Here is a 6,758-nt window from a genome sequence, read left to right on the forward strand (position 1 = left end):
GCCCCTTTGCCGACGCGGATCACCGCCTCCTTGATCTTGCCGGTGAGCAGGACGTCGCGCAGCCCCGGTGCGATCGTCGTGGCGAACTCGATCGCGCCGATCCGTCGCATCGCCTTGCCGGCGAGGCCCAGGTTGTAGAACATCTCGAGGTATTCCAGAAACGCGGCCTCGATGTCGATCGCCAGCGCGTTCACCTGACCGCCGCGCTCAGCGCTGGCGATCTTGAGCTCCTTGTACGGCAGCGGCGGAACATCGAAGAGTTGCGCAATGCCTTGACGTCCTTCGACTTCCACGAGCAACACCTTGCGACCACCGGAAGCGAGAGTCAGTGCCAGCGCTGCGGCAACCGTCGATTTGCCGGTGCCGCCTTTGCCGGTCACGAAGTGCAGACGGGCCTTCGACAATCGCGAAGGCCAGCCGACGGTGCTGCCCTCGCTCGATGTGGTCGCCACCCCAGCATGCTAACCACCGAGGCGTATGGCGCTGCCGATAAGCTCGCGATATGAGCCAACCCACAACCTGGGAGTACGCAACGGTCCCGCTGCTGACCCACGCCACCAAGCAGATCCTCGACCAGTGGGGCGCCGACGGCTGGGAGCTGGTCTCCGTGCTCCAGGGCCCGACCGGCGAGCAGCACGTCGCGTATCTGAAACGTCCGAAATGACCGCCACGGCCCGGCTCGCAGAGCTCGGTCTCGAGTTGCCGGTCGTCGTGGCGCCCCTCGGTTCTTATGTCCCCGCCGTGCGCACCGGCAATCTGGTCTACACCTCCGGCCAGCTGCCGATGCAGGACGGCAAGCTTGTCCGGTCGGGCAAGGTCGGCGCCGACGTCACGCCCGAGCTGGGCAATGAACTCGCCCGGATTTGCGCGCTGAACGCCGTGGCGGCCATCGACGCGCTGGTCGGCGTCGACTCGGTGACCAGGGTGGTCAAGGTGGTCGGATTCGTCGCTTCCGCAGCCGGATTCAACGCCCAGCCCGGCGTGGTCAACGGCGCGTCGGATCTACTGGCCGGCATCTTCGGCGATGCCGGGGTGCACGCCCGCTCGGCGGTCGGCGTGGCCGAACTGCCGCTGGACGCGCCGGTCGAGATCGAACTGGTGGTCGAGGTCGGGTAACGGCAGGTGACCGGCGCCCTCGAGCATCCCGCCTACGGACGACTGCGTCCGGTGACCGGCACGGCCTCGGCGTTGCTGGCCGACAACCCCGGCACGATGACGCTGGAGGGCACCAACACCTGGGTGCTGCGGGCCCCCGGCAGCGACGAGGTCGTCGTCGTCGATCCCGGACCCGATGACGACGCGCACGTCGCCGCGGTCGCCGGCGTCGGCCGCATCGCTCTGGTGTTGATCAGCCACCGGCACGGCGATCACACCGACGCGATCGACAAGCTGGTCGAGGCGACCGGTGCGCCGGTCCGCTCGGCCGGCAGCGGATTTCTGCGCGGCATGTCCGCCGAGCTCACCGATGGCGAGGTGATCGACGCCGCGGGACTGCGGATCACGGTGTGGGCGACACCGGGCCACACCGCCGACTCGCTGTGCTTCGTACTCGACGACGCCGTGCTGACCGCCGACACCGTGCTGGGGCGCGGGACGACCGTGATCGACAACGACGACGGCAGCCTGGCCCAGTACCTGGATTCGCTGCAGCGTCTACGGGGACTCGGCCGGCGGGCGGTGCTGCCCGGACATGGGCCCGAACTGCCCGACATCGAAACGGTCGCCGACGAATATCTCGCCCACCGCCGGCAACGGCTCGAGCAGATCCGCTCGGCATTGGGTGAACTCGGCGCCGACGCCACCACACGTCAGGTCGTCGAGCACGTCTACACCGACGTCGATGAAGAGCTGTGGGATGTGGCCGAATGGTCGGTGCAGGCCCAACTGGACTACCTGCGGCGTTAGCGCGCGCCGAGATCGACGCCAGCGCGCGAAAGGTCGAGTGACGTTGTCGCTAACGTCGACTTCGACGCAAAACGGCTAGCGCGCGCGCCTGGCCAGCCGCTCGGAGTCCGAGATCAGCACGCTTTTGCCCTCCAAGCGAATCCAGCCGCGGTGGGCAAAGTCGGCCAGCGCCTTGTTCACGGTCTCCCGCGACGCGCCGACCAGCTGAGCGATCTCTTCCTGGGTCAGGTCGTGCGTCACCCGCATCGCGCCGCCCTCTTGGGTGCCGAATCGCTGAGCGAGCTGCAGCAGCTGCTTGGCGACCCGGCCGGGAACGTCGGTGAAGATGAGGTCGGCGAGGTTGTTATTGGTGCGGCGCAGCCGACGGGCCAGTACCCGCAGCAGCTGCTCGGCGATCTCGGGCCGATCGGCGATCCAGGCCCGCAACGCGTCGCGGTCCATCGACACCGCGCGCACCTCGGTGATGGTGGTGGCACTCGAGGTCCGTGGCCCCGGGTCGAAGATCGACAACTCACCGAACATGTCGGACGGACCCATGATGGTCAGCAGGTTCTCCCGACCATCCGGCGAACGGCGGCCGATCTTCACCTTGCCGGCAATGATGATGTAGAGCCGATCACCCGGCTCGCCCTCCGCGAAAACTGTGTGTCCACGCGGGAAGTCGACGGGTTGCAGCTGTTTGGTCAGCGCGGCGACGGCGCTCGGTTCGACCCCCTGGAAGATTCCGGCCCTCGCCAGGATCTCGTCCACGTTGCCCCTTTAGCTATTCAGAAGAACTCCGGTAGGCACTGCTGTGCATGCTGAGTCTAAAAGGCGAGCCTTTGACTCGACGTGCCAACGCTACACACGATTGGCATGGTGACGCGGCGCAAATTGCCGATTCGATCCTGAATGCTGATGCCGGCGTCCCGCGGAGCCGGCTTGATTGGCGGCCGGCGCCACGGCGGCCAGCAGTATCTGATCGGTCGGCCACTCGTCGCGGCTGGGCAGGTAGGACCCCTCGCCGGGGTAGCTGACCGTCCGGCGGTGCAGACGGTCTAGCGCCTCGGGCATTCCGTCCCGGGCCAATGTGCGCACATCTATCGGCTTGGCTTGCTCGAGAAATTCGGCGACGTCAGTTGCGCAGACGGTCTCTTTTCCCAAGCCCGCTTCAAGCCGTTCAAGCCCGAAAGTCGCCAGCATCAGCAACCCCGGGGTGAATGCAACCAGCAACCAGGACACAAGCAGTCAGTAAACACGGCTAAGGTCTCAGCGGGATCACGAATTTCCTACTGTCGTCGAGGTGACAATGGGCAAGCCTTCTCGGGCCGCCACCAAAGGATCGGCCGGCCCTTCGGCCGTCGCTGCCCGTCGCTTTGCATCGGAGACCCGGACCGGCCTGGTGCGTCGCGCTCGGCGAACGAACCGCACACTGGCAGAAGCATTTCCGGACGCGCACTGCGAGCTGGATTTCACCACGCCGCTCGAGCTGGCGGTAGCGACGATCCTGTCGGCGCAGAGCACGGACAAGCGGGTAAATCTGACTACCCCGGCGTTGTTCCAGCGTTACCGCACCGCGGTGGACTATGCGCAGGCGGACCGCGAGGAGCTCGAAAGGCTCATTCGACCGACCGGCTTTTACCGCAACAAAGCGACGTCGTTGATTGGTCTCGGTCAAGCATTGGTGGAGCGCTTCGACGGCGAACTCCCCAACACCATGGATCAGTTGGTGACGCTGCCCGGTGTGGGTCGTAAGACGGCCAACGTGATTCTCGGCAATGCGTTCGACGTGCCCGGAATTACCGTCGATACCCATTTCGGTCGGCTGGTCCGGCGGTGGGGCTGGACCACCGCGGTGGATCCGGTGAAGGTCGAGCACGCGATCGGCGAGCTGATCGAGCGCAGGGACTGGACGCTGCTCAGCCACCGGGTGATCTTTCACGGTCGCCGGGTGTGCCATGCCCGCAAACCGGCCTGCGGCGTCTGCGTGGTGGCCAAGGACTGCCCGTCCTACGGCACGGGGCCCACCGAGCCGGAGATCGCCGCCGCGCTGGTGACCGGCCCGGAGACCGAACACCTACTGGCGATGGCCGGGCTGTCAGATTTCCGATGTTGACCAACCGCAACGCCCGCTGGACCCTCGCGATCCTGCTGATGGTCGCGGCGTTGCTCGTCGCCTTCGGGATCGCTCTGCGTGATGGGTCGCATCCCTCGACCAACCCGGTGGCCGGGTCCGTCCGCGACCACCGCGCCGCCGACACCCCCGCCGCCCTGGCCGGGCCGCGCCGGCGCGCCGACCTCGCGCCGTGTCCGCGCCCGGACGGGCAGCCCGGCTCGGCGACGCTGCGTGACGTGATGGTCGAATGCGCCGGTGACGGCTCGATCGTCGACGTCGGCCCCGCGCTGGCCGGGCACCGTGTCGTGCTGAACTTCTGGGCGTACTGGTGCGCCCCGTGCACGGCCGAACTCCCGGCGATGGCGGAGTATCAACGACGGGTCGGCCCCGCGGTGACGGTGGTGACCGTCCACCAGGACGAGAACGAGCTCGCGGCCCTGCTGCGGCTGGCCGAACTTGGCGTCCGGCTGCCGACGCTGCAAGACGGTGACCGTCGGGTGGCGTCGGCCTTGCGGGTTCCCAACGTGATGCCCGCGACCGTCGTGTTGGACTCAGACGGTAGCGTTGTAAAAACGCTGCCCCGCGCTTTCGCGACTGCGGACGAGATCATGGATGCAGTCGGGCGGCTGGATGCGCGAAGGGGGCGCCGGTGACCGGAGGCGGCACATCCCAACGCCTTGATCACGCGGCTGGGGCAGATCTGCTGACGCCCGAACTCGGCCCACCCTGGTTGCGGCCGCTGGTCGACAACGTCGCCGACATACCCGACGCCTACCGGCGGCGGCTGCCCGCCGATGTTCTCGCGATGGTGTCCGCGTCCAAAACGCTGGCGGGCAACAGAGGACGCGAGGCGGCGGTGCTGGTGCTGTTCTCCGGCCCGTCGGCAGCCGCGCCCGGCGCCGCACCTGATTCCCTGCCCGGCGATGCCGATCTGCTGCTGACTGTTCGGGCGGCGTCGTTGCGCCACCACGGCGGTCAGGCCGCCTTTCCCGGTGGCGCGGCCGATCCCGGTGACGACGGGCCGGTGGCCACCGCGCTGCGCGAGGCGCGCGAGGAGACCGGTCTAGACATCAGCCGACTGCATCCACTGGTCACGATGGAGCGAACGTTCATTGCGCCGTCGGGTTTCCACGTCGTCCCCGTACTGGCGTACTCGCCGAATCCGGGGCCGGTGGCCGTCGTGGATCGAGCGGAAACCGCAATCGTGGCGCGAGTCCCGATCCGGGCCTTCATCAATCCCGCCAATCGGCTGATGGTGTACCGCCGCACCTTCAGCCGCCGCTTCGCCGGCCCGGCATTTCTGTTGAACGAGATGCTGGTCTGGGGTTTTACCGGCCAGGTGATCTCCGCGATGTTGGATGTCGCTGGTTGGGCACAGCCCTGGGATGCCAGCGATGTTCGCGAACTGGACGAAGCGACGGCATTGGTCGGCGACGAGGAAGATGGGCGATGAGCTCCTCACAGTGGTTGGACATCGCGGTGCTGGCAGTCGCGTTCATCGCGGCGACCTCGGGCTGGCGTTCGGGTGCGCTCGGCTCGCTGCTGTCTTTCGTCGGTGTGTTACTGGGCGCGATCGCCGGTGTGCTGCTGGCCCCGCACCTGGTCGCGCACGTCGCCGCGCCGCGGGCGAAGCTGTTCGCCGCGATGTTCCTGATCCTGGGGCTGGTGGTGGTCGGTGAGGTCGCCGGTGTGGTGTTGGGCCGCGCGGTCCGCGGCGCGATCCACAGCAAGTCGATACGATTCGTCGACTCCTTGATCGGTGTGGCGGTGCAGTTGGTCGTGGTGCTGGTGGCGGCGTGGATGCTGGCAACTCCGTTGACGTCATCGGCAGGACAGCCCAGTTTGGCTGCGGCAGTGCGGGGTTCGCGGGTTTTGGGCGAAGTCAACCACTATGCGCCGGAATGGCTGAAGGCGGTGCCCAAGCGGTTGGCTGCGCTGCTGGACACGTCGGGTCTGCCGCAGGTGCTCGAACCGTTCAGCCGCACACCGGTCGTCGCGGTCGCCGCCCCGAACTCGGTGCTGGCCAAGAGTCCGGTCGTCGCCAAAACCGAACCGAGTGTGGTCAAGGTTCGGGCAGTTGCACCGAGTTGCTCGAAAGTACTGGAGGGCAGCGGGTTTGTGCTCTCACCGGATCGCGTGATGACCAATGCGCACGTTGTCGCCGGCTCGAGCACCGTCACGGTGGAGGCCAGTGGCAATCCCTACGATGCGTCCGTCGTGTTTTACGACCCGACCGTCGACATCGCGATCTTGTCGGTGCCCCATCTGCCGGCCGGGCCGCTGGCGTTCGCCAACGCCCCGGTGACATCGGGTACCGAGGCCATCGTGATGGGCTACCCGGGCGGCGGTGGATTCATCGCGACGCCGGCCAGGATCCGCGAACTCATCGAACTCAACGGGCCCGACATCTACCGCACAGCGACCATCAACCGTGAGGTTTACACCGTCAGAGCCGATGTCGAACAAGGCAATTCAGGCGGGCCGCTGATCAACCTGGAGGGTCAGGTGATCGGTGTCGTGTTCGGCGCGGCGGTCGACGACAACGACACCGGTTTTGTATTGACCGCCAAGGAAGTGGACCCCGAGCTTTCGCACATCGGTGACACCACGCCGGTGTCCACCGGGGCGTGCGTCAGTTGAGTGGAGACCGGTAAACCCGATCGAGGAACCGCGACAGGTGGCCGTTGACGTCGTCGGGGTTTTCTTCGTGGCTGAAATGCCCTGCGCCGGCGATTGATACGTATCGCCCGTGCGGCGC

At 67.0% G+C, this 6,758-nt stretch carries 11 protein-coding genes; 7 read left to right on the top strand and 4 right to left on the bottom strand.

Features of this window, described 5'->3' with window-relative positions:
• Positions 1-452, bottom strand: a 452-nt coding sequence (locus tag AC2VOU_RS06270; protein WP_486956593.1) for an ArsA-related P-loop ATPase, incomplete at its 3' end; no start/stop codon positions are given.
• Between the two features lie 50 nt (positions 453-502).
• Between AC2VOU_RS06270 and sp36 the strand changes: the two genes are divergently transcribed.
• The 3 genes from sp36 to AC2VOU_RS06285 are packed head-to-tail and all read left to right on the top strand — an operon-like array spanning position 503 to position 1,905.
• Positions 503-664, top strand: coding sequence for a Sp36 family protein (sp36, locus tag AC2VOU_RS06275; RefSeq protein WP_293004278.1), 162 nt, complete (start codon positions 503-505; stop codon positions 662-664).
• Positions 661-1,116 (top strand): RidA family protein, encoded by a 456-nt coding sequence (locus AC2VOU_RS06280; RefSeq protein WP_486956594.1) that lies wholly within the window; start codon positions 661-663, stop codon positions 1,114-1,116. Before sp36 ends, AC2VOU_RS06280 begins: the two co-directional genes overlap by 4 nt.
• Before the next feature lie 6 nt (positions 1,117-1,122).
• Positions 1,123-1,905, top strand: coding sequence for an MBL fold metallo-hydrolase (locus AC2VOU_RS06285; protein ID WP_486956595.1), 783 nt, complete (start codon positions 1,123-1,125; stop codon positions 1,903-1,905).
• Between the two features lie 75 nt (positions 1,906-1,980).
• On the opposite strand, the gene crp is transcribed toward AC2VOU_RS06285, so the two are convergent.
• Both crp and AC2VOU_RS06295 read right to left on the bottom strand, forming a co-directional pair.
• Positions 1,981-2,655: a cAMP-activated global transcriptional regulator CRP gene (gene crp, locus AC2VOU_RS06290; RefSeq protein WP_085200145.1), complete on the bottom strand. Its 675-nt coding sequence runs from the start codon at positions 2,653-2,655 to the stop codon at positions 1,981-1,983.
• 90 nt (positions 2,656-2,745) lie between these two features.
• Positions 2,746-3,087 (bottom strand): hypothetical protein, encoded by a 342-nt coding sequence (locus AC2VOU_RS06295; RefSeq protein WP_486956599.1) that lies wholly within the window; start codon positions 3,085-3,087, stop codon positions 2,746-2,748.
• 106 nt (positions 3,088-3,193) lie between these two features.
• Between AC2VOU_RS06295 and nth the strand changes: the two genes are divergently transcribed.
• The 4 genes from nth to marP are packed head-to-tail and all read left to right on the top strand — an operon-like array spanning position 3,194 to position 6,640.
• Entirely contained in the window at positions 3,194-4,000 is an 807-nt protein-coding gene (gene nth, locus AC2VOU_RS06300; protein WP_486956600.1) for an endonuclease III, read from the top strand.
• Complete coding sequence (locus tag AC2VOU_RS06305; protein WP_486956596.1) at positions 3,994-4,653, top strand: TlpA family protein disulfide reductase; 660 nt, start codon at positions 3,994-3,996, stop codon at positions 4,651-4,653. Before nth ends, AC2VOU_RS06305 begins: the two co-directional genes overlap by 7 nt.
• Positions 4,650-5,453: an NUDIX hydrolase gene (locus AC2VOU_RS06310; protein ID WP_486956597.1), complete on the top strand. Its 804-nt coding sequence runs from the start codon at positions 4,650-4,652 to the stop codon at positions 5,451-5,453. The genes AC2VOU_RS06305 and AC2VOU_RS06310 overlap by 4 nt, the downstream gene beginning before the upstream one ends.
• The gene (gene marP / locus AC2VOU_RS06315) at positions 5,450-6,640 is read left to right on the top strand and encodes an acid resistance serine protease MarP (protein WP_486956598.1); all 1,191 of its coding nucleotides are present in this window, start codon (positions 5,450-5,452) and stop codon (positions 6,638-6,640) included. Before AC2VOU_RS06310 ends, marP begins: the two co-directional genes overlap by 4 nt.
• Here marP and AC2VOU_RS06320 read toward each other — a convergent pair.
• Positions 6,633-6,758: alpha/beta fold hydrolase (locus AC2VOU_RS06320; protein WP_486956601.1), on the bottom strand; the 126-nt coding region annotated here is incomplete at its 5' end. The genes marP and AC2VOU_RS06320 overlap by 8 nt on opposite strands.

It is taken from the genome of Mycobacterium sp. TH-M25 (genome assembly GCF_057473665.1).